Source organism: Burkholderia sp. AU17457, from assembly GCF_002223255.1.
GTDB lineage: Bacteria > Pseudomonadota > Gammaproteobacteria > Burkholderiales > Burkholderiaceae > Burkholderia > Burkholderia sola.
In genome coordinates this window covers 628,693-646,079 of sequence record NZ_NKFB01000006.1, presented here as the reverse complement: position 1 = coordinate 646,079, position 17,387 = coordinate 628,693, and the positions used below count along the sequence as shown (strand labels likewise).

General features: G+C 67.0%; 20 protein-coding genes and 2 pseudogenes. 8 read left to right on the top strand and 14 right to left on the bottom strand.

Going from position 1 to position 17,387, the window contains the following annotated elements; all coding sequences use genetic code 11:
* Positions 1 to 14: 14 nt before the first annotated feature.
* Positions 15 to 482, bottom strand: a complete 468-nt coding sequence (locus CFB49_RS29770) for a cupin domain-containing protein (RefSeq protein WP_089437501.1) — start codon at positions 480 to 482, stop codon at positions 15 to 17.
* Between the two features lie 15 nt (positions 483 to 497).
* On the opposite strand from CFB49_RS29770, the gene CFB49_RS36520 reads away from it, so the two are divergent.
* Complete coding sequence (locus CFB49_RS36520) at positions 498 to 662, top strand: hypothetical protein (RefSeq protein ID WP_179234966.1); 165 nt, start codon at positions 498 to 500, stop codon at positions 660 to 662.
* A 3-nt stretch (positions 663 to 665) separates the two neighbouring features.
* Here the strand turns inward: CFB49_RS36520 and CFB49_RS29765 are convergent, their stop codons facing one another.
* The 3 genes from CFB49_RS29765 to CFB49_RS29755 all read right to left on the bottom strand — a co-directional run bounded on the left by CFB49_RS29765 (position 666) and on the right by CFB49_RS29755 (position 3,398).
* Positions 666 to 2,018, bottom strand: coding sequence for a pyridoxal phosphate-dependent decarboxylase family protein (locus CFB49_RS29765; protein WP_089493116.1), 1,353 nt, complete (start codon positions 2,016 to 2,018; stop codon positions 666 to 668).
* Between the two features lie 20 nt (positions 2,019 to 2,038).
* Positions 2,039 to 2,338, bottom strand: a complete 300-nt coding sequence (locus tag CFB49_RS29760; RefSeq protein ID WP_050017894.1) for an ArsR/SmtB family transcription factor — start codon at positions 2,336 to 2,338, stop codon at positions 2,039 to 2,041.
* 178 nt (positions 2,339 to 2,516) lie between these two features.
* Positions 2,517 to 3,398 (bottom strand): LysR family transcriptional regulator, encoded by an 882-nt coding sequence (locus CFB49_RS29755; RefSeq protein ID WP_089437499.1) that lies wholly within the window; start codon positions 3,396 to 3,398, stop codon positions 2,517 to 2,519.
* 127 nt (positions 3,399 to 3,525) lie between these two features.
* Between CFB49_RS29755 and CFB49_RS29750 the strand changes: the two genes are divergently transcribed.
* The gene (locus CFB49_RS29750) at positions 3,526 to 4,563 is read left to right on the top strand and encodes an aldo/keto reductase (RefSeq protein WP_089493115.1); all 1,038 of its coding nucleotides are present in this window, start codon (positions 3,526 to 3,528) and stop codon (positions 4,561 to 4,563) included.
* Between the two features lie 180 nt (positions 4,564 to 4,743).
* Here CFB49_RS29750 and CFB49_RS29745 read toward each other — a convergent pair whose 3' ends face one another.
* Entirely contained in the window at positions 4,744 to 5,469 is a 726-nt protein-coding gene (locus CFB49_RS29745) for a class I SAM-dependent methyltransferase (RefSeq protein ID WP_089437498.1), read from the bottom strand.
* A gap of 191 nt (positions 5,470 to 5,660) precedes the next feature.
* Between CFB49_RS29745 and CFB49_RS29740 the strand changes: the two genes are divergently transcribed.
* The 3 genes from CFB49_RS29740 (at position 5,661) to CFB49_RS29730 (ending at position 8,863) form a co-directional block, all read left to right on the top strand.
* Entirely contained in the window at positions 5,661 to 6,662 is a 1,002-nt protein-coding gene (locus CFB49_RS29740; RefSeq protein WP_089493114.1) for a hypothetical protein, read from the top strand.
* Between the two features lie 222 nt (positions 6,663 to 6,884).
* The gene (locus tag CFB49_RS29735) at positions 6,885 to 7,475 is read left to right on the top strand and encodes a DUF4410 domain-containing protein (protein ID WP_089493113.1); all 591 of its coding nucleotides are present in this window, start codon (positions 6,885 to 6,887) and stop codon (positions 7,473 to 7,475) included.
* Between the two features lie 578 nt (positions 7,476 to 8,053).
* A complete protein-coding gene (locus tag CFB49_RS29730; protein ID WP_089493112.1) occupies positions 8,054 to 8,863 on the top strand; it encodes a TlpA family protein disulfide reductase in 810 nt (269 codons plus the stop codon).
* 151 nt (positions 8,864 to 9,014) lie between these two features.
* Here CFB49_RS29730 and CFB49_RS29725 read toward each other — a convergent pair.
* Positions 9,015 to 9,724 (bottom strand): annotated as a pseudogene (locus CFB49_RS29725) (porin); the annotation flags it as partial.
* Between CFB49_RS29725 and CFB49_RS29720 the strand changes: the two are divergent.
* From CFB49_RS29720 to CFB49_RS29710, 3 genes and pseudogenes are all read left to right on the top strand, one after another.
* Positions 9,723 to 9,833: pseudogene (locus CFB49_RS29720) on the top strand (LysR family transcriptional regulator); the annotation flags it as partial. The pseudogenes CFB49_RS29725 and CFB49_RS29720 sit on opposite strands and share 2 nt — an antisense overlap.
* Positions 9,834 to 9,919: 86 nt before the next feature.
* A complete protein-coding gene (locus tag CFB49_RS29715) occupies positions 9,920 to 10,786 on the top strand; it encodes an ion transporter (RefSeq protein ID WP_089493111.1) in 867 nt (288 codons plus the stop codon).
* A 204-nt stretch (positions 10,787 to 10,990) separates the two neighbouring features.
* Positions 10,991 to 11,479 carry a GlcG/HbpS family heme-binding protein gene (locus CFB49_RS29710; RefSeq protein ID WP_089493110.1) on the top strand — a complete coding sequence of 163 codons (489 nt, stop codon included), beginning with the start codon at positions 10,991 to 10,993 and terminating at the stop codon, positions 11,477 to 11,479.
* 71 nt (positions 11,480 to 11,550) lie between these two features.
* Here CFB49_RS29710 and CFB49_RS29705 read toward each other — a convergent pair whose 3' ends face one another.
* The 8 genes from CFB49_RS29705 to uraH form a co-directional block, all read right to left on the bottom strand.
* Positions 11,551 to 12,222 (bottom strand): MarC family protein, encoded by a 672-nt coding sequence (locus CFB49_RS29705; RefSeq protein ID WP_069620342.1) that lies wholly within the window; start codon positions 12,220 to 12,222, stop codon positions 11,551 to 11,553.
* Positions 12,223 to 12,372: 150 nt separating this feature from the next.
* The gene (arsN2, locus tag CFB49_RS29700) at positions 12,373 to 12,852 is read right to left on the bottom strand and encodes an arsenic resistance N-acetyltransferase ArsN2 (RefSeq protein WP_249190352.1); all 480 of its coding nucleotides are present in this window, start codon (positions 12,850 to 12,852) and stop codon (positions 12,373 to 12,375) included.
* Between the two features lie 84 nt (positions 12,853 to 12,936).
* Positions 12,937 to 13,659, bottom strand: coding sequence for an arsenical resistance protein ArsH (arsH, locus tag CFB49_RS29695; protein WP_069620343.1), 723 nt, complete (start codon positions 13,657 to 13,659; stop codon positions 12,937 to 12,939).
* On the bottom strand, positions 13,656 to 14,753 hold the full coding sequence (arsB, locus tag CFB49_RS29690; RefSeq protein ID WP_069620344.1) for an ACR3 family arsenite efflux transporter: 1,098 nt from the start codon (positions 14,751 to 14,753) through the stop codon (positions 13,656 to 13,658). Before arsB ends, arsH begins: the two co-directional genes overlap by 4 nt.
* Positions 14,754 to 14,817: 64 nt before the next feature.
* Entirely contained in the window at positions 14,818 to 15,309 is a 492-nt protein-coding gene (locus tag CFB49_RS29685; protein WP_069620345.1) for an arsenate reductase ArsC, read from the bottom strand.
* A gap of 23 nt (positions 15,310 to 15,332) precedes the next feature.
* A complete protein-coding gene (locus tag CFB49_RS29680) occupies positions 15,333 to 15,680 on the bottom strand; it encodes an ArsR/SmtB family transcription factor (RefSeq protein ID WP_069620346.1) in 348 nt (115 codons plus the stop codon).
* Between the two features lie 102 nt (positions 15,681 to 15,782).
* Positions 15,783 to 16,823, bottom strand: coding sequence for a serine protease (locus CFB49_RS29675; RefSeq protein ID WP_249190353.1), 1,041 nt, complete (start codon positions 16,821 to 16,823; stop codon positions 15,783 to 15,785).
* 202 nt (positions 16,824 to 17,025) lie between these two features.
* Positions 17,026 to 17,361: a hydroxyisourate hydrolase gene (gene uraH / locus CFB49_RS29670; RefSeq protein WP_089493109.1), complete on the bottom strand. Its 336-nt coding sequence runs from the start codon at positions 17,359 to 17,361 to the stop codon at positions 17,026 to 17,028.
* Between the last annotated feature and the right edge of the window lie 26 nt (positions 17,362 to 17,387).

Below are 17,387 nucleotides of genomic sequence, written 5' to 3'. Positions count from 1 at the left end.
CGTGCAATCGACCGTCACGGCTGTTTCGGCAACTCGACATACTCCTCGAGCTCGCCGGCGATATAAAGCCGCTTGCCGATTCGCGGGTATTCGCACACGTCGTGCTCGAGCCGCTGCCCGCCGACGAGCAACTCGAGCGGCGCCTTGCCGGTGTTCTGCACCGTATGCGCTTCGCCGCCGCGCGGAAAGCCGATGAAATCGCCGGGCCCGATTTCACTGGCGTGCTCGCCGATCGTCACCGCGCCGGTGCCGGACAGCACGTACACGAACTCTTCTTCGTACAGGTGACGGTGATACTCGGCCGATTCGTGACCGGGCATCAGCGTGAGCAGGTGAACGCCGAATTGCGTCAGGCCGGTCAGGTCGCTGAGCTGCCGCTTGAGACGTACGGCGTTGGGATTGAGCGAATGCACCGCGCGCGTGGGTTCCATCTTCGCGATATCGGCAGCCTTCAGCAATTCCCGGGGACAGGGAGTCGACATGGGGAGCTCGCAAGCGTGAATGCTTCGGTTGGACGCGGTGCCGGCGCGGCCCGCGCGGAATGGCTATTGTCCGATATTTTCACGCTTGCAGACGTGCCGCAAATCCCGCCGGCTCCACTGCACTGCATCGAATACCATAAAGTTGCACACGCATCCATGCAGGCGGCAAACGATGCGTGACGCTCAACTCACGTGCACGCCGCGCAGCTTCGTCAGCAATGCGACGAGACGATCGATGTGCGCATCCTCGGTGCGCCACGACGACACGCTGATCCGGAACGCCGGCCGCCCCTGCCACACGGTCGCGCCGAACCACACGTCGCCCGACGCCTGCGCGGCTTCGAGGATCGCCGCCGTTTCCTCGTCGGTGCCGGCGCGTACGAGCACCTGGTTCAGCACGACGCGGTTCAGCACGTCGTAGCCGGCCGCCCGCAGGCCGTCCGCGACCCGCGCCGCCTGCGCGCAATGCCGCTCGACCATCGTCGCGACGCCGGCGCGGCCGAGCGAGCGCAGCGCGGCCCACACGGGAATGCCGCGCGCGCGTCGCGAGAATTCGAGGTTCAGGTTCTTCTGCGCATCCTGCGCGCCGCTCAGGTACACGGCGTCGCTGTTCATCGCGGTGGCGAGCGCGGCCGCGTCGCGGCAGATCACCATCGCGCCGTCGTACGGCGTGTTGAGCCATTTGTGACCGTCGGTCGTCCAGCTGTCCGCGCCGTCGATGCCATCCGTCAGCGCGCGCTTCGACGACGCCCGCGCCCACAGGCCGAACGCGCCGTCCACGTGCACCCACGCGCCGGCCGCCTTCGCGGGCGGAATCAATGCCGCGAACGGATCGAATTCGCCGGTGTTCACTTCGCCCGCCTGCACGCAGAAGATCGTCATGTCGTCGAGCGGCGGCAACTGCGCCGGGTCGATCCGGCCGTGCGCATCGACCGGCGCGACGACGATGCGCTTCATTCCGAAGCCGAGCACGCGCAGCGCCTTCTTCACCGTGATGTGCGCGAGCGCGGAGATCACGACTTTCACCTCGGGCGCGCCGATCAGGCCGTCCTCGTCGATATCCCAGCCCTTGCGCGCGAGCAGCGCGCGCCGCGCGGTCACCAGCGCGACGAGCGTGCAGGCCGTCGCGCTGGTGCCGAAACCGACCGCGCTGCCTTCGGGCAGCCCGAGCGCCTCGACGACCCAGCGCGCGGCCTGGCGCTCGAGCGTCGCGGCCACCGGCGAATTCGCGTACGACGACGCGCACTGGTCCCACGCGAGCATCAGCCGCTCGGCCGCCGCCGCGGCCGGCAGCGTCGCGCCGATCACGAAGCCGAAGTAGTTCGGACCGTTCGATGCGACCGTCGCGGGTGTGCCGTGCTCGTCGAGCAGGCGCAGCACGTCGTCGGCCGGGCGTCCCGTATCGGGCAGCGCTTCGTCGAACGCGGCGAGGCCGGCCAGTGCGGCCGCATCGGGAAACGCGCGCCGTTCGTTCGTTGCAGCCAGATACGCGTGCGCGCGTCGGTCGGCGTCGGCCAGCAGGGCGAGTTCATCCATGTCGGGTGCCTCGGTCAGGGTCAGAGTTGGGAGAGATCGCGGCCGAGCTGCTGCAGCGCGCCGTCGATCCGCTTGTAGTACGTGAACTTGCCGACGCGGGTCGCCTGCACGAGCCCGGCGTCCGCGAGGATGCGCATGTGGCGCGTGGTCGTGGCCGGCGCGATGCCGAGCTTCTCGGTGATATACGTGCAGCACACGCCGAGTTCGTCGAAGTCGCCGTGCGGCTGCGGCGGGAAATGCTTGCGCGGCTGCTTGAGCCAGCGCAGCACGGCCAGACGGCTTTCGTTGGCCAAGGCGCTGATGCGGATAACGTCGTCCATGGGGTTCGGCTTCGCTTGACGTTTTGAATATTAGCTAAATGACGAAATGTGGGCAACGAATTTGAACAGCGGTTTCAGCCCGCGATGCCGCGCGCCCGTCGCACCGTCGCGCATTCGATGCGCTCACGGCGAGATCGCCGTCGCAACGTCTCGCAGGCCGCGCGCGGGCAACGTGCTGTTACGCGAGCGCCTCCGCCAGCCGGTCGATCAACGCGCGCACGCGCCGCGGCTGCGCGGCACGCCCCGGATAGACGATCTGCAGATCCACATCGCCCGGCGAGAACGCGCCGAGCACCTCGACGAGCGCGCCCGACGCCAGATCCCGTTCGACGTCGACCAGCGATTTCAGCGCGATGCCGTGCCCCGCGATACACCACGCGCGCACGAGCGCGCCGTCGTTGGCGACGCGCCGGCCGCGCACCACGATGCGCTTCAATACGCCATCGATGCTGAACGGCCATTCGGCATACAACTCCTGGCCGAAGCGCATCACGATGCAATCGTGTGCGGCGAGTTCGTCCGGGTGTGTCGGCGTGCCGTGTGCGGCGAGATACGCGGGCGCCGCGCACACCACGCGCCGCGCACGGCCGAGCGAGCGGCTGCGCAAGGAGCTGTCCGCCAGCGTGCCGCGACGGATCGCGAAATCGAGCCCCTGCCCGACGAGGTCGACATACCCGTCGCCGAGATGCAGGTCGACCGTCACGCCCGGATGTTCGGCCAGGAACGCGTCGAGGACCGGCACGACGCGCTCGCGCCCGAGATCGGCCGGCGCACTCAGCCGCACGGGCCCCGACAGCGTCTGCACGCCCAGCCGCACACGGCTTTCGAGCTCGTCGGCCTCGGCCAGCAGGCGCCGCGCCCCCTCCGCCAGCGTGCGCCCCTCGTCGGTCAGGCTGATCGCGCGCGTCGTGCGCGTGAGCAGCGCCGCGCCGTAGTGACGCTCGAGCGCCGTCAGCCGCTCGGACACCGTGGCCGGCGACAGGCCGACCTCGCGGCCCGCCGCGGCCAGCCCGCCCTTCTCCACGATGCGCAGGAACAGCGCGAGGTTGTCGAGCAGCATTGTTCGCTCCTTCCGAAGGATATTTTCGCTATCTTCTGGATTATCCGGGAAAGGCGCAAACGGTACATTGGTCGCCTGACGATCGACGCGCGGCCGCGCCGCGCTCACACGACGAAAGGACATGCACATGGAATACCGTACGCTCGGCCGCTCCGGCCTCAAGGTCCCCGTCCTGAGCTTCGGCGCCGGCACGTTCGGCGGCACCGGCCCGCTGTTCGGTGCCTGGGGCAATACCGGGGTCGATGAAGCACGCCGCCTGATCGACATCTGCCTCGAAGCCGGCGTCAACCTGTTCGACACGGCCGACGTGTATTCCGACGGCGCGTCCGAGCGCGTGCTCGGCGCCGCGCTCAAGGGGCGCCGCGACCAGGTGCTGATCTCGACCAAGACGGGCCTGCCGACCGGCGACGGCCCGAACGACGCGGGCACGTCGCGCGCACGGCTCGTGCGCGCCGTCGACGACGCGCTGCGCCGCCTCGACACCGACTACATCGACCTGCTGCAACTGCACGCGTTCGACGCCGGCACGCCGGTCGAGGAAGTGATGTCGACGCTCGACGATCTCGTGCGCGCGGGCAAGCTGCGCTATATCGGCGTGTCGAACTTCGCCGGCTGGCAGATCATGAAATCGCTCGCGGCGGCCGACCGGCACGGCTGGACGCGCTACGTGGCGAACCAGGTGTACTACTCGCTCGTCGGCCGCGACTACGAATGGGACCTGATGCCGCTCGGCGCCGACCAGGGCCTCGGCGCGCTGGTGTGGAGCCCGCTCGGCTGGGGCCGGCTCACCGGCAAGATCCGGCGCGATGCGCCGCTGCCCGAAGGCAGCCGCCTGCACGAAACGGCCAGCTATGGGCCGCCGGTCGACGACGAACGCCTGTACGACGTGGTCGATGCGCTCGACGCGATCGCGGAAGAAACCGGCAAGACGGTGCCGCAGATCGCGCTGAACTGGCTGCTGCAGCGGCCGACCGTGTCGTCGGTGATCGTCGGCGCGCGCAACGAGGAACAGTTGCGGCAGAACCTCGGCGCGGTGGGGTGGGCGCTGACCGATGCGCAGATCGCGAAGCTCGATGCGGCAAGTGCGGTGGAAGCACCGTATCCGTATTTTCCGTATCGCCGGCAGGCGGCGTTCGCGCGGCTCAATCCGCCGATGCGCGGGTAAGCCGCGACGGCATCGGCATCAGGCCGGCCCACGTGCCGCCACTGCGAGACGGCCGCCTATCCGGTCGCCCGGCGGATACAAGAGTGGGCCGCCATTCATTTTCAGTAGCCCGACGGACACCATTCCTACGCGCTAATTTGTCCGCCCGATTCGATTCACCGGACCGAACCCCGGCCGCACTCACTCCAGCGGCCGCGCCTTGATCCACAGAAACAGCGGCACGCGCGCCCACTGCTTGAGCAGATCCGTATCGGCATGATCGGGCGGCGGCTCGCGCAGCGACACGATCGCGAACCCGGCCGCTTCCAGCGCTTCCATATAGGCCTGCAGCGGCAGCGACCAGCCCGCGAAGTGCATCGACAGCCCGTCGCGCGTTTCCACGCCGTCGAAATGCTCTCGCCCGAAATAGCTGCCCGTCAAAACGAACGGCGCGTCGGGCTGCGGCCCGGCAAAGCCGCCGCGGTCGCGGAACGGATGCACGATCGAGATGAACAGCGTGCCGCCCGGCTTCAGCACGCGGCGCGCCTCGTTCAACGCGCGCTGCATGTCGTCGAGATCCATCAGCACGTTGTAGGCCATCACGAGGTCGAAGCTGGCCGCGTCGAACGGCAGTGCCGCCGCATCGGCCAGTTGATAGCGATGCGCGGAATCCGCGTGACGCGCCGCATCGAGCATCGCGGGCACCGCGTCGCTCGCGGTCACGTCGTAGCCGAGCGCCTTCAGCTCGCGGCTCACGCGACCTTCGCCACAGCCGATCTCCAGCGCGGCGCCGGTGCCACGGCCGATGTAGGCCGCGAGCCCCGCGCGATATTTCCAGAACGCATCGTGGCCCGGCTTGCCGGCCCAGTCGATCCATTGGTCGGCAACCCGCGTCCAGTGTTCGGTAATGGCTTTCGTGTCGGTCATGCGTGCTCCCGCCCGGTGTGCGTCGTCAGCTCAGGATGCGCATGGTAAGCCGAAGCGGCGACAACGTGCATCGATTACCCCGTTCGGCCAGTTTCCGTTTCAGGTCACGACGTTCTACAGTTACGAGGACGCCACCCGCGCCGCGCGCATCGCCCCGCTCGACGATGCGCGCCCCGATTCCGAGGAGAGCCATGCCGAGTATCTTCGCCGCGCCCGCCGATGCCCCGCCAAGCGCCGTCGCCGCACAAACGCGCATGGTGCACGATGTGGCGACGCTGAGGCCGTCCGACTACCGGTCGGCGGACGGCGCGTCGTGGGTCATCTCGACGATCGCGCCGGCCGCCGACAGCGGCGCGAGCGTCACGGGCAAGACCTATTTCGACACCGCGAAAGGCCGGACCGTCCCGGTACCCGACGCACGCCGCCGCTATGCGAATCGCGGCACGTGGCAGGTCGTCGCGAGTTCGGGCGCCGCCGTCCCCGCGACGGGCCGCTACGACTGGCTCACGCTCGCGTGGCTGCCCATCAACCGGCGGCCGCTGCCGCAAACGCCCGAGCACCTGTATTCGCCGTTCATCCGCGGCGGCACGATCGTCTATCGGTGGAATCCGGCCGCGGAAGGCGGCGAGCAGTTCGGCAACGTGCGGATGATCTTTCCGGAATGGACTCGGCACGTGGCCGATGCGTTGCGGTCCGCGCCCGCTGCGGGGCCAGACGGCGCGTCGTCGGCCCCGCCTGCGCTCGATCGCCTGACAACAGACACGAACCCGATGACCGCCGTGCTCGACTTCGGCGATGCGCTGCGTGAAGAACCGGTGGACCGGATCGTTGCACGACTGCCCGCGCTGCTGCGCGAGAAGGACCAGCACGAACTGTCGGCGGTCGTGTTCCTGTGTCTGTCGGCATCGCGCGAAGAGGACCGGCCGCGCTTCGTCGAAACGATCGACGCGACGATCGCGGGCACGGACGATCGCGCACGCCTGCTGGCGATCGCGTACGGCGCGTTCGCCGCGGGGCGGACGCAATCGGTTCCATTCCGCGACAGCGCGCTGAATGCACTCGTCAACGATGTATTCGGCGCGCTGAAACAGCGCACGACGGCACTCGGCGTGCCGGTCGCGCAAGGGTCGCCGTGGTACGAATTCTTTACCGCGTATCGACTCGGTGAAGCGGCGACGGGCAACGGCCAGTAATCGTCCGCGACGAGACGCCGTCGCGAAAGCAGTAGCCAATCTCCGACGCCGCTCGTCACTCGCCGCACGTTATCTCGACGCTTCCTCGGTGCAAACCCGCCGCGTCGACCCAATACCGAATCGATTTCCCCCGCTATTCGACGATTTGAATCGCACCGCGCCATGCTAGCTTTCCGTTCGGCCATAAGGCCCATTCCAATAATCTCAATCAAAAGACCAATCATGAAATCTGTTATCCGCCATGCCGCGCTGGCATTCGTGACGATCGGCCTACTGTCGGGCTGCGCCAGCAGCGTGACGCGCGACGCCCGCGATCCGGCAGGGGCCACCGTGACCGCATCGACGCCCCAGTTCGGCAAGAAACCCGTGATCGTGACGGTCACGCTCGACAACGCCGCGCAGGAAGCATTGAAAGACAACCTGAAGTTCGACGCGAAGAAACTCCAGGAGAAAATCGAAAGCGCACTGGACGCACGCAAGCTGCTGGCCAAAGCGGATGCAACCGATGCGATGCACCTGAATGTCGAAGTCACCGGCATTCGCGTGCGCTCGAGTTTCTCGGCCGTCATGTTCGGCTTCATGGCCGGCAGCGATTACGTCGACGGCACCGTCACGTTCGCCGATGCCGACAATCATCCGCTCGATCACTTCAAGGTGTCGGCGTCGTATGCGCTCGGCGGTATCGCGGGCATCGACAGCATGCGCATGGACTGGCTGTACGAGAAATTCACCGAGAAGACGATCGCGACGCTCGATCCGGCGACCGCGGCAACGCAAGGCGACGCGGCATCGGCAGCGTCGAAGAAGCTGTAAGACCCGACGCCCGACGGATCGTGGATGCGCGGCCCGTCGGGCCATGGCGGCAGCCCCGGTGCCGCCGCCAACGACCGGCCTGGCCGGTCCAAACCGGGTGTCGCGCAATGCGCGAGTGAATGCCCCGTGCTCGCATCTGGCAGCGTTTCGATTCCGTTGAACCAGCCGATATGCATCGGATGCGGTCCAGCCCACCGACCGCCACGAGACACCCGCCCGCGCGAACGTCGCTTGGCACGACGCTAAAAAAAGCGGCCGCTCGCGAGCGGAGCGGCCGTCAAGGAGAGATCCCTATGCGGGATACCGGCGGACACCACACCAGACCGGCCTGCGTATTGTTGATGAACAGTATCCCGCTGACCATCAGACCGGTCTGATTCGCTGCACGTTGACGTGCACATCACGCAGTCCTGACCGCCCGAGCGCCTGTCGCGATCCGCAACACGCCGTTACGTTCTCGGCGGGAACCCCCATACGCGGCAACCGGTCGAAACGCCGCACGACCGTCGACGGCTTCATCGTCGCGGCGGACCATCCCGTCTTCTGCCCCGCTCGATCACGTCCATTCTTCCTATTTCATGCTGAGCATCGGTCCCTTCTCGATCCGCGTCGTCGCGGTCGCCGTCGCCGCGCTGCTGGCGTGGCTCGTCGCGCGTGTCATCCAGCGCCGCCCGCCGGACGGGCATCACAAGACCGCGTCGAGCCTGATCCTCGACGCGCTGCTGCTCGGGCTGATGGCCGCGCGCGCCGGTTACGTCGCGCAATGGTGGCCGGACTATGCGGAGACGCCGCGCGCGATCGTCGCGCTCGGCGATGGCGGCTTCGACGCGCGCATCGGCATCGCGGCCGCGCTGGTGTTCGCGGGCTGGCGTCTGCGCCGCCTGCCTGCGCTGCGTCGGCCGGTGCTGGCCGGCATCGTCGCGGGCCTCGGTGCGTGGGGCATCGCGCAAGGCACGCTGGCGACGTTGCAACGCGGCGCGCCGCCGCTCGCCGCGATACCGCTCCAGGCGCTCGATTCGACGCCCGTATTGCCGGCGGGCTTCGTCGGCAAGCCGGTCGTCGTGAACCTGTGGGCAACGTGGTGCGCGCCGTGCCGCCGTGAGATGCCGATCCTCGAACAGGCGCAGCGCGATCATCCGGGCATCACGGTACTGATGCTCAACCAGGGAGAAAGCGCGCAAGCCGTTCGCGCTTTCCTCGAACAGCAGAGCCTGCGCTTCGATCACGTGCTGCTCGACCCTTCGCTGCATGCGATGCACGCGTATGGCTCGCGCGGGCTGCCAACCACGTTGTTCTTCAACGCGAAAGGCGAACTCGTCGAATCGCACATGGGCGAGCTGACCGCCGCACGGCTGAAGGACACCGTCACGCAACGCTTCGGGCAGTAATGGCCGACGGCTGACCGGAAGCCGCCCCACCTGTCCGGTATCGACCGCGTGACACGTCCACCCGGCAAGTGCCCGAATGCCTCATGTCCGTCCAATGGCCGGCGCCGCGCACGCGGCGTGATGCCGGCCCCGGTCTTCCCGCGTCACGCCCTCAGAACTTGTGCCGAATTCCCGCATGCACCATCAGTTGCCTCGACGTCGACGACAGATCGGCCGCCCCGGGGACATAGGCCTGATCGAGCGATGAGCCGGTCGCATCGCCGGCGATCCGCTGGTAACCGCCCATCAGATAGACGTCGGTGCGCTTCGACAGCGTGTAGTCGGCCATCAGCCCGATCGAATGGATCTTCGGCTTCGCGCTGCCCATGGTCGTGTCATAACGCACGGTCGTGTACACATACTGCGCACCGACGAAGAACGCCGGCGTGAACTGATACTTGCCGTTCACTTCGACGTTCTGGTACTTGATCGCCGCGACCGTGCCGCCCGCGAGCGGCCCCGTCAACGGTTCGATCGTCTCGTCGCCGAACAGGTAGCCGACGTTCGCGCTCTGCCGCGTGACGTTGCTGTTCGTATACGCGAACCCCACCGTCGCGGGCCCTGCGGTGTAGTTGATGCCCGCGCCGAAAATCCGCAATCTCGCCGACGCGAAGTTCGCATCCGCGCCGACCGACCCCGCGCCCGCGATCGCGCCGCCGGCCGTCGCGCCCGGTCGTCCGCATTCAGGAACGCCGCGCCGACGAGCAGGCCGCCCTGCTCGTACTGCGCGCCGACGCTCCACTGCCGGTTGTTCGCGAACCCGGTGTCGTTGCTGAAGTTGTACGTGCCGCCGAACGAGAAACCGCCAAAATCCGGGCTCGACGCGGCGCGTTGCTTCATCGACTGCCTGCTGCACGTGATCCGCCAGCATGCGCGCTCCGCGCGCAAGGAGGATGTCGCGCTGTTTCACACGCTCACGCTCCTGATCTGACCGCAAGCGCGGCGCCGGAATCCGGCGCGGCTCGAATCAGACTCGTCCGATAGGCCCGGCGATACGCGATCCGTACACTCGGGCCCATGATTTCGCTGATCCAGTCCTCCTTCGATACGGCGCGCGATGCCGTCACCCGTGTCGCGCGCCGCTCTTCGTTCCTGCGCAAGCTCGACATCGCGGTGCTCGCGCTGATCGTCGCGAGCGTGCTCGTCGTGATGGCCGACAGCGTGCAGGAGCTGCACCAGCAATACGGCCACGCGCTTTATGCGGCCGAATGGGCGTTCACGCTGCTGTTTTCCGCCGAATATCTGCTGCGCCTTTGCTCCGCGAAGAAGCCGGCCGCGTATGCGCGCAGCTTCTTCGGCATCGTCGACCTCGTGTCGGTGCTGCCGACCTATCTCGCGTTCTTCTTCCCCGGCCTGCACGCGCTGATCGACGTGCGGCTGCTGCGCCTGCTGCGCGTGTTCCGCATCCTCGGGCTGTCGATCTATCTCGAGGAAGGGCAGATGCTGATCCGCGCGCTCACGCGCGCGCGGCGCAAGATCTTCGTGTTCATCGGCGGGATGTTCGTGCTCGTCGTGATTCTCGGCACCGTGATCTTTCTCGTCGAAGGGCCGGAGCACGGGATCACGAGCATTCCGGTCGGCGTCTACTGGGCAGCGGTGACGATGAGCACGACCGGCTACGGCGACCTGACGCCCGTCACGCCGCTCGGCCGGCTGATCACGTCGTGCGCGATCCTGCTCGGCTACGGGATCATCGCGTTTCCGACCGGGATCATGGGCGCGGAGCTGGTTGCATCGGCGCTGGAGCGCAGCCGGGCCAATACGCGGCCCGCCGACGGCGACGGGCCGTGCTGCCCGCATTGCGGTGGCGTGTTCCCGGTGCAAGGTACAGCGGATACCCCCGCGCACGGCCGCGTGCCCGCCAAAGGCCGCGACGCGCGATAGCCGCGGCAAGAATCAGCCCTGTCCTATTCAGCTTCCCTTCCCACTGGCCGACACTGAACTCATCGAGCGGACGACCGCGACCGATCGCTCCGGGCCGTAACGGCCTGCGCATCGGTCGCAAGCGCTGGCGGTTTTCAAGAAAGTTCGCATGAAACCGCCCACCCAATGCCCCGCTCGCATCCGTCATTTCATCGAGGAGTTCACATGATCATTCGCGCTACCCTGGCGACGCTCGTCGCCGCCACGCTGACGACCGCCGCTTCCGCCCAGGTGCTTCACGAAAAAAACCTGTCGTTGAATCTCGCCGCCGACATCGCGCAGCAGACGATCCAGGCCTGCTCGGCCAGCGGCTACGACGTGACGGTCACCGTGACCGACCGAAGCGGCATCGAGCGCGCGGTGCTGCGCGGCGACAACGCGGGGCTGCATACGGTGGATGCGTCGAAGCGCAAGGCCTACACCGCGCTGTCGACGAAAACGCCGACCGCCACGTTGGCCACGAACCTGCAGAAGAACCCGGCCGCCGCGCAGATGACGGCCATCGACGGCTTCCTCGTACTCGGCGGCGGCGTGCCGATCAAGGCCGGTGACGAAGTGATCGGCGCGGTGGGTGTCGGTGGTGCGCCGGGCGGCCATCTCGACGAAGCGTGTGCGCTGCAGGGGATTGCGCGGGTACAAGCGAAGCTGATGTAGCGAACCGGCCGCTCCCTGACGGAGCGGCTTTTTTATCGGGCGCCGACACAAACCATGAAAGCGCGCGCTTCTCACCCCGCCTGCCCGCCCAGCATCTGCACGAACGCGGCCAAGCCCGTCAGCATGATCTGCACGCCCACGCACAGCAGCAGGAACGCGGACACGCGCATCGCGACCTTCGTCCCTTCGCTGCCGAGATAGCGTGCGAGCGTCGTCGCGCGGCTGTAGATCTGCCAGATCGCGAACGCGACGAGCGCCGCGACCGCCACCGACACGACACCCGACACCAGGTAATCGCTCGCCGTATGCGCACGATTGGCATGCAGCGCGATGCCGGCCGCGATCGAGCCGGGGCCGATCGTCAGTGGCACCGTCAGCGGAAAGAACGCGCGCGACATCAGCTTCTGCAGATCGTCGCCATGCATGGCGACGTCGCCGCCGGCCGGGACGTCCGGTGCATTCAGCATCGACCAGCCGGCCACCGCCACCGCGAAGCCGCCGCCCATCCGCAACGCCTCCATCGAGATCCCGAAGAAGTTCAGCACCGGCGCGCCGACGAAGAAGATCACGAGCAGCGTGAAGAACACGTTCGTCGCGAGCTGCTTCGACAGGATCGCGCGCTCGGCTTCGCTCAGCGATTGCGTGCGTTCGAGAAACACGAACGCCATGCCGAACGGGTTGATGATGCCGATCAGGCCCGTGAAGCCGAACAGGATTTCAGGGATCAGGCGGTCGAGCTGCATCGCGATCGTGCTCTCCGGTAACGAACGGGAATAAAAAAGCGGCCAGTCGAGAAGACCGGCCGCAAAGAGGAGATATCTCCATGATCCGGCACACGGGGGTATGCCGGGCCGCAGAAACTTGATTGTCGGGAATGTGAACCGGCAAGGGAATCAGTCGAGTCTGATTTTGTCGTCGCAGACCATCAGCATCGCGACGGCCGATCCCGGACAGACACCCTGAAACTGGCTGGACGCCAACAACGGCTCCGGCATATCTTTGCGCGCAATACGGACGAAACCCTGCCCGGCGAAGTAGTCTTCTGCCGTCGTGGTCAGCAACCCGACCGACCGGACGGCGCGAGCGCGGCATTGTTCGAGCAAACGGGCCACCAGCATGCGCCCCACACCGGCACGACGCGCGTGTTCGATGACGGCGATCGAACGCACGAGCGCATGACGTCCGTGGAACTCGATTCCGCCACATCCCACGATGCCGGATGCCGCATCGGCAACAACGAAATGCGGCAGATACAAGGCGACGCCCTCGGTCGGCAAACAGCTGACCCGAAGCAGCGCCTCGATCGAGGCCAGATCGGATTCGGTCGCTTGACGAATATGTGCCATGGTTGCACTCCCGGTTTGCTGCGACATCCCTGGATCCGACACGCTTACGCCAATCCAACCCTGCGCATCGGAATCTGGCCGAACGCCCCGGCGTCGATTCGATGGCGAACGCTAGGCACGCGCTTGATTGACGCGTTTCGAAAGTTCTTCCGCGCTTTCCTTCCGCTCGCTATACCGATCGACCAGATAGGGACCGACATCGCGCGTGAGCAGCGTAAACTTCACAAGTTCTTCCGTCACGTCCACGACGCGATCGAAATACGCGGACGGCTTCATCCGCCCCGCTTCGTCGAATTCCATGAAGGCCTTCGCCACCGACGACTGGTTGGGGATGGTCAGCATGCGCATCCAGCGCCCGAGCACACGCATCTGGTTCACCGCGTTGAACGATTGCGAGCCGCCGCTCACCTGCATCACCGCGAGCGTCTTGCCCTGCGTCGGCCTCACGGCGCCGACTGACAGCGGAATCCAGTCGATCTGCGCTTTCATGATCCCGGTCATTGCACCGTGACGTTCGGGCGAACACCACACCATGCCTTCCGACCACATCACAAGCTCGCGCAGCTCGACCACTTTCGGGTGGCTCTCCGGCGCGTCGTCGGGCAGCGGCAATCCGCCCGGATTGAACATGCGCACCTCGGCGCCCATCGCCGTGAGCAGGCGCGCAGCTTCCTCGACCAGCAGACGGCTGAACGAACGCTCGCGCAGCGAGCCGTACAGCAGCAGGAACCGCAGCGGATGCGTGGATGGCGCCGCAGGCCGCAGTTGCGCGACGTCCGGCACGCGAAACAGCGTGGCGTCGAGTTGCGGCAGGTCGTTCAGGGAGTCGGTCATGGGGCGGTTCTCTCGTGATCTCGAACCCGGCATTCGTACCAGCCCTTCGACCGGTTGACGATGCGCACGACCAGCAACATCACCGGCACCTCGATCAGCACGCCGACGACGGTGGCCAGCGCTGCGCCGGAATGAAAACCGAACAGGCTGATCGCGGCCGCGACCGCCAGTTCGAAAAAATTGGATGCGCCGATCAGTGCCGACGGGCATGCGATGTCGTGCCTTTCGCCGACCGCGCGATTGAGCCAGTACGCAAGCGCCGAATTGAAGAACACCTGGATCAGGATCGGCACCGCGAGCAGCGCGATCACCAGCGGCTGCTTCAGGATCGCTTCGCCCTGGAACGCGAACAGCAACACGAGCGTGGCCAGCAGCGCGGCGATCGACCACGGGCCGATCTTCGTCATCGCGGCATCGAACGCAGCCTGGCCGTTCGCGAGCAGCCGCCTGCGCATGATTTGCGCGAAGATGACCGGAACGACGATGTAGAGCACGACCGACGTGAGCAGCGTCGCCCACGGTACCGTGATCGCCGACATCCCCAGCAGCAGGCCGACCAGCGGCGCGAACGCGATCACCATGATGCCGTCGTTCAGCGCCACCTGCGACAACGTGAAGAGCGGATCGCCCCCTGTCAGCCGGCTCCAGACGAACACCATCGCCGTGCACGGCGCAGCAGCCAGCAGGATCAGCCCGGCGACATAGCTGTCGAGCTGCTCCGCCGGCAGCAGCGGTGCAAACAAGTGGCGGATGAACAGCCAGCCGAGGAACGCCATCGAGAACGGCTTGACGAGCCAGTTCACGACGAGCGTGACGCCGATGCCTTTCACATGCCGGCGCACCTCGTGCAGCGCGCCGAAGTCGACCTTGACCAGCATCGGCACGATCATCACCCAGATCAGCAACCCGACCGGCAGATTGACCTGCGCGTACGTCATCCGGCCAATCGCCTGAAACAGGCCGGGCAGCGCCTGGCCGAAGACAATGCCCGCGACGATGCACAGCGCCACCCATACAGTCAGGTAGCGTTCGAAGACGTTGATGGACGACTTCGCGAGAACCTTGCGCGGCGGGGCGACGTTGACGTTGTTCATGGCGTGGGCGTCGGTGTTGAAGTGGCGGCTGGCCGCTCGATGCTTCGAATGGCAACGCAAGCGATCAATTTTGCGAGATAGCGGTCAGCGCCACCTGGAGTTCGGTGTTGCTCATGCGATCGAGCGGCAGCGCCAGCAACTGCAGCATCCGGTAGCCGATCGCCTGCCGCGTCAGTTCGAAGGCAAGACGCTTGCCGTCGTCGCCCGTCACGTTCGACGGATCGACGTAGCCCCAATGCACGTTGACCGGGGTGCCGGGCCAGTACGGGCACGTCTCCGACGCCGCGCTATCGCACACCGTGATGACGACGCGCATTTCCGGCGCACCGTCGCCGACGAACTCGTCCCAGCTTTTGCTGCGATAGCCGCCGACGTCGACACCGGCATTCGTCAGCGCTTCCAGCGCGAACGGATTCAGACGGCCGCTCGGCGCGCTGCCGGCACTGTATGCACGCACATCCTTGCCGAGCGTCGCGGCCCAGTGATTGAGCATGCCCTCGGCCAGCACGCTGCGCGCCGAGTTGTGGGTACAGAGGATCAGGACGTTCGTGGTCATGGGCGAAGGCGCGCGAACGCGCGTCAGGATTGACGGGGACGATCGATCTTCCCGGAAGGCGAGCAGCCGGACACCGGCGAGCATGGATTGCCGCCGCAACAATTCTCCGTGAGATAGCCGAGCAGCCCGTTCATCGTGTCGAAGTTCGCGCAATAGAACACGAAGCGGCCGTCCTGGCGGCTCGTCACGAGCTGCGCGTGCGCGAGTTCTTTCAGATGAAAGGACAGCGAGGACGGCGGCACGTCGAGCAGCGTGGCGATCCGGCCGGCCGGCATGCCTTGTGGCCCGGCCTGCACGAGCGCGCGAAAGACCGCGAGGCGGGATTCATGCGCGAGCGCCGCGAGGGCGGCAATGGTTTCGTTGATTTCCATAATTCGATAATAGTCGAAATATGGAAATCAGGAAAGCGACGCCGATACACGGCGCCGCCGGGCCGTTCCGTCGGTCGATACCGGCCGCGCGACGCGCGCCGGTCAGCGCCCGACCAACCGTGTGTGACTCGGCAATTCAACCGTCAGATCGGTGCCGGCCGCTGCCGGCCGCGACGTGTCGCGCGTCGCGGCGAGCCATTGCGTAAACTCGGCGGCGGTCATGCCGACGGCTTGAGCCGAACTCGATACCGGCGTGGCCGCCGACGTATCGGTCGCTCGGGCAGCCGGTTGCGCATGCGGCATCGCGCCGCGTGCCGCAATCGCTGCATGTTGGACGGCAGGCGCGTTCGCGCCAGCCTGACGCGCCGCCTTGCCACGCGGCGCCCCTGCGGATTTCGCCGCCGGCCGCGCCGCAGCCACCGCAACCGGCTTGCGCGCCGACGATCCGCGATCGGCACGCGGCACCGCGGCTTCCGCGACGACAGCATTCGACGCGACAGCCATCGCCACCGCGACCGGTTCAGCCGCCGACCCGCTACCCGCGACGTGCAACGCGCGTGCCTCCGCGGACGCGGTTTCCGCCACCACCGTCGCGGCGGCCTTCATCTGCGCATCCGTCGGCGCCGCACGATCCGCCCGCACGATCGCGACTTCCGCCGCGTGGCCCGTGGCCCGCGCGACTTCCGTCGCCGCGACGGCCGCCGTCGGCGCTGCCGCGATCGCAGTCGAATAACCCGCGTCATGCTCCGCCGCATGCTGGCGTTCGTCGACCAGATGCGTCGCGACGATGCACGCCGCGCCGACCAGCGCACACGTCATCAACGTCAGACGCCAGCGGCGGCGCAGCGGATGCGGGCGCACCCATGCGCGGTTGTCCGAACCGAAATCCTCGGCGCGCACGACCTTGACGGGCCGCGCAGCGCCGACGACGTTGCCACCGTTCGCCGCGGGTGCCGGCACGCGCGGCGCGCCGTAGATATCGAACACGTGTTGCCGCGCCCGCCGGCTCGCCACGAACGGCCGGCGTCGGCGGCCGTACGGCGGCGGCACATCCGAGAACGGATGCACGAGCGGAATCGCGTAATGCCCGGTGATGTCCTGCATGCTCATGATGTCGACGACGCATTGCGCGACATCCGACATCCGCCGCGGCAATCCGTGCTCCCGTAGTTGAACGAATGGCTCCGAGTATCGCCGTCGCCCCGGTTCCGGTAAATCGGACTGCGTCACCTTCGGTCCGATGCGACGGTCAGCCTGGTCCTACCGTCGCGCCGGGGGCGCCCGAACGGACGGCGCCCTCCGCGCGCGTACCGCGCATCGCGCCCTCGCACCGTCCGTCGAACGCTCAACTGCCGCGATACACCGACACGTACCACGGCGAACACGCCACCGGCACGTGATGGTGCCGCGCCGGATCGGTCACGGTGAAACGCACAGGCACGACATCCGTCAGCGCATCCGCCACGCGGAAATACTCGCCGAGATGAAACCGCAGTTCGAACGCGCCGCGGCGCGCGAGATCGCCGTCCAGCATCGGCGCGTCGTTACGCCCTTCCGCGTTGCTGACCGCACGCGCGACGAGCGCCGGCGGCTGCTCGCGCAGGTCGAAGAGTTCGATCCGCACGCCGGTGATCGGCCTGCCGGTGGCGACGTCCAGCAGATGCGTGCTGATGCCCGTCATGTCGTGCTCCTTTTGCGCAGGTGCGG

Coding starts and splice junctions, on each gene's coding strand:
- CFB49_RS29745 (WP_089437498.1), bottom strand. CDS start 5,469: ATGACCGACACGAAAGCCATTACCGAACACTGGACGCGGGTTGCCGAC.
- CFB49_RS29755 (WP_089437499.1), bottom strand. CDS start 3,398: ATGCTGCTCGACAACCTCGCGCTGTTCCTGCGCATCGTGGAGAAGGGC.
- CFB49_RS29770 (WP_089437501.1), bottom strand. CDS start 482: ATGTCGACTCCCTGTCCCCGGGAATTGCTGAAGGCTGCCGATATCGCG.
- CFB49_RS29750 (WP_089493115.1), top strand. CDS start 3,526: ATGGAATACCGTACGCTCGGCCGCTCCGGCCTCAAGGTCCCCGTCCTG.
- uraH (WP_089493109.1), bottom strand. CDS start 17,361: ATGACGGGCATCAGCACGCATCTGCTGGACGTCGCCACCGGCAGGCCG.
- CFB49_RS29730 (WP_089493112.1), top strand. CDS start 8,054: ATGCTGAGCATCGGTCCCTTCTCGATCCGCGTCGTCGCGGTCGCCGTC.
- arsN2 (WP_249190352.1), bottom strand. CDS start 12,852: ATGTCGCAGCAAACCGGGAGTGCAACCATGGCACATATTCGTCAAGCG.
- CFB49_RS29765 (WP_089493116.1), bottom strand. CDS start 2,018: ATGGATGAACTCGCCCTGCTGGCCGACGCCGACCGACGCGCGCACGCG.
- CFB49_RS29685 (WP_069620345.1), bottom strand. CDS start 15,309: ATGACCACGAACGTCCTGATCCTCTGTACCCACAACTCGGCGCGCAGC.
- CFB49_RS29710 (WP_089493110.1), top strand. CDS start 10,991: ATGATCATTCGCGCTACCCTGGCGACGCTCGTCGCCGCCACGCTGACG.
- CFB49_RS29740 (WP_089493114.1), top strand. CDS start 5,661: ATGCCGAGTATCTTCGCCGCGCCCGCCGATGCCCCGCCAAGCGCCGTC.
- CFB49_RS29760 (WP_050017894.1), bottom strand. CDS start 2,338: ATGGACGACGTTATCCGCATCAGCGCCTTGGCCAACGAAAGCCGTCTG.
- arsH (WP_069620343.1), bottom strand. CDS start 13,659: ATGACCGACTCCCTGAACGACCTGCCGCAACTCGACGCCACGCTGTTT.
- CFB49_RS29680 (WP_069620346.1), bottom strand. CDS start 15,680: ATGGAAATCAACGAAACCATTGCCGCCCTCGCGGCGCTCGCGCATGAA.
- CFB49_RS29675 (WP_249190353.1), bottom strand. CDS start 16,823: ATGTCGGATGTCGCGCAATGCGTCGTCGACATCATGAGCATGCAGGAC.
- CFB49_RS29715 (WP_089493111.1), top strand. CDS start 9,920: ATGATTTCGCTGATCCAGTCCTCCTTCGATACGGCGCGCGATGCCGTC.
- arsB (WP_069620344.1), bottom strand. CDS start 14,753: ATGAACAACGTCAACGTCGCCCCGCCGCGCAAGGTTCTCGCGAAGTCG.
- CFB49_RS29735 (WP_089493113.1), top strand. CDS start 6,885: ATGAAATCTGTTATCCGCCATGCCGCGCTGGCATTCGTGACGATCGGC.
- CFB49_RS29705 (WP_069620342.1), bottom strand. CDS start 12,222: ATGCAGCTCGACCGCCTGATCCCTGAAATCCTGTTCGGCTTCACGGGC.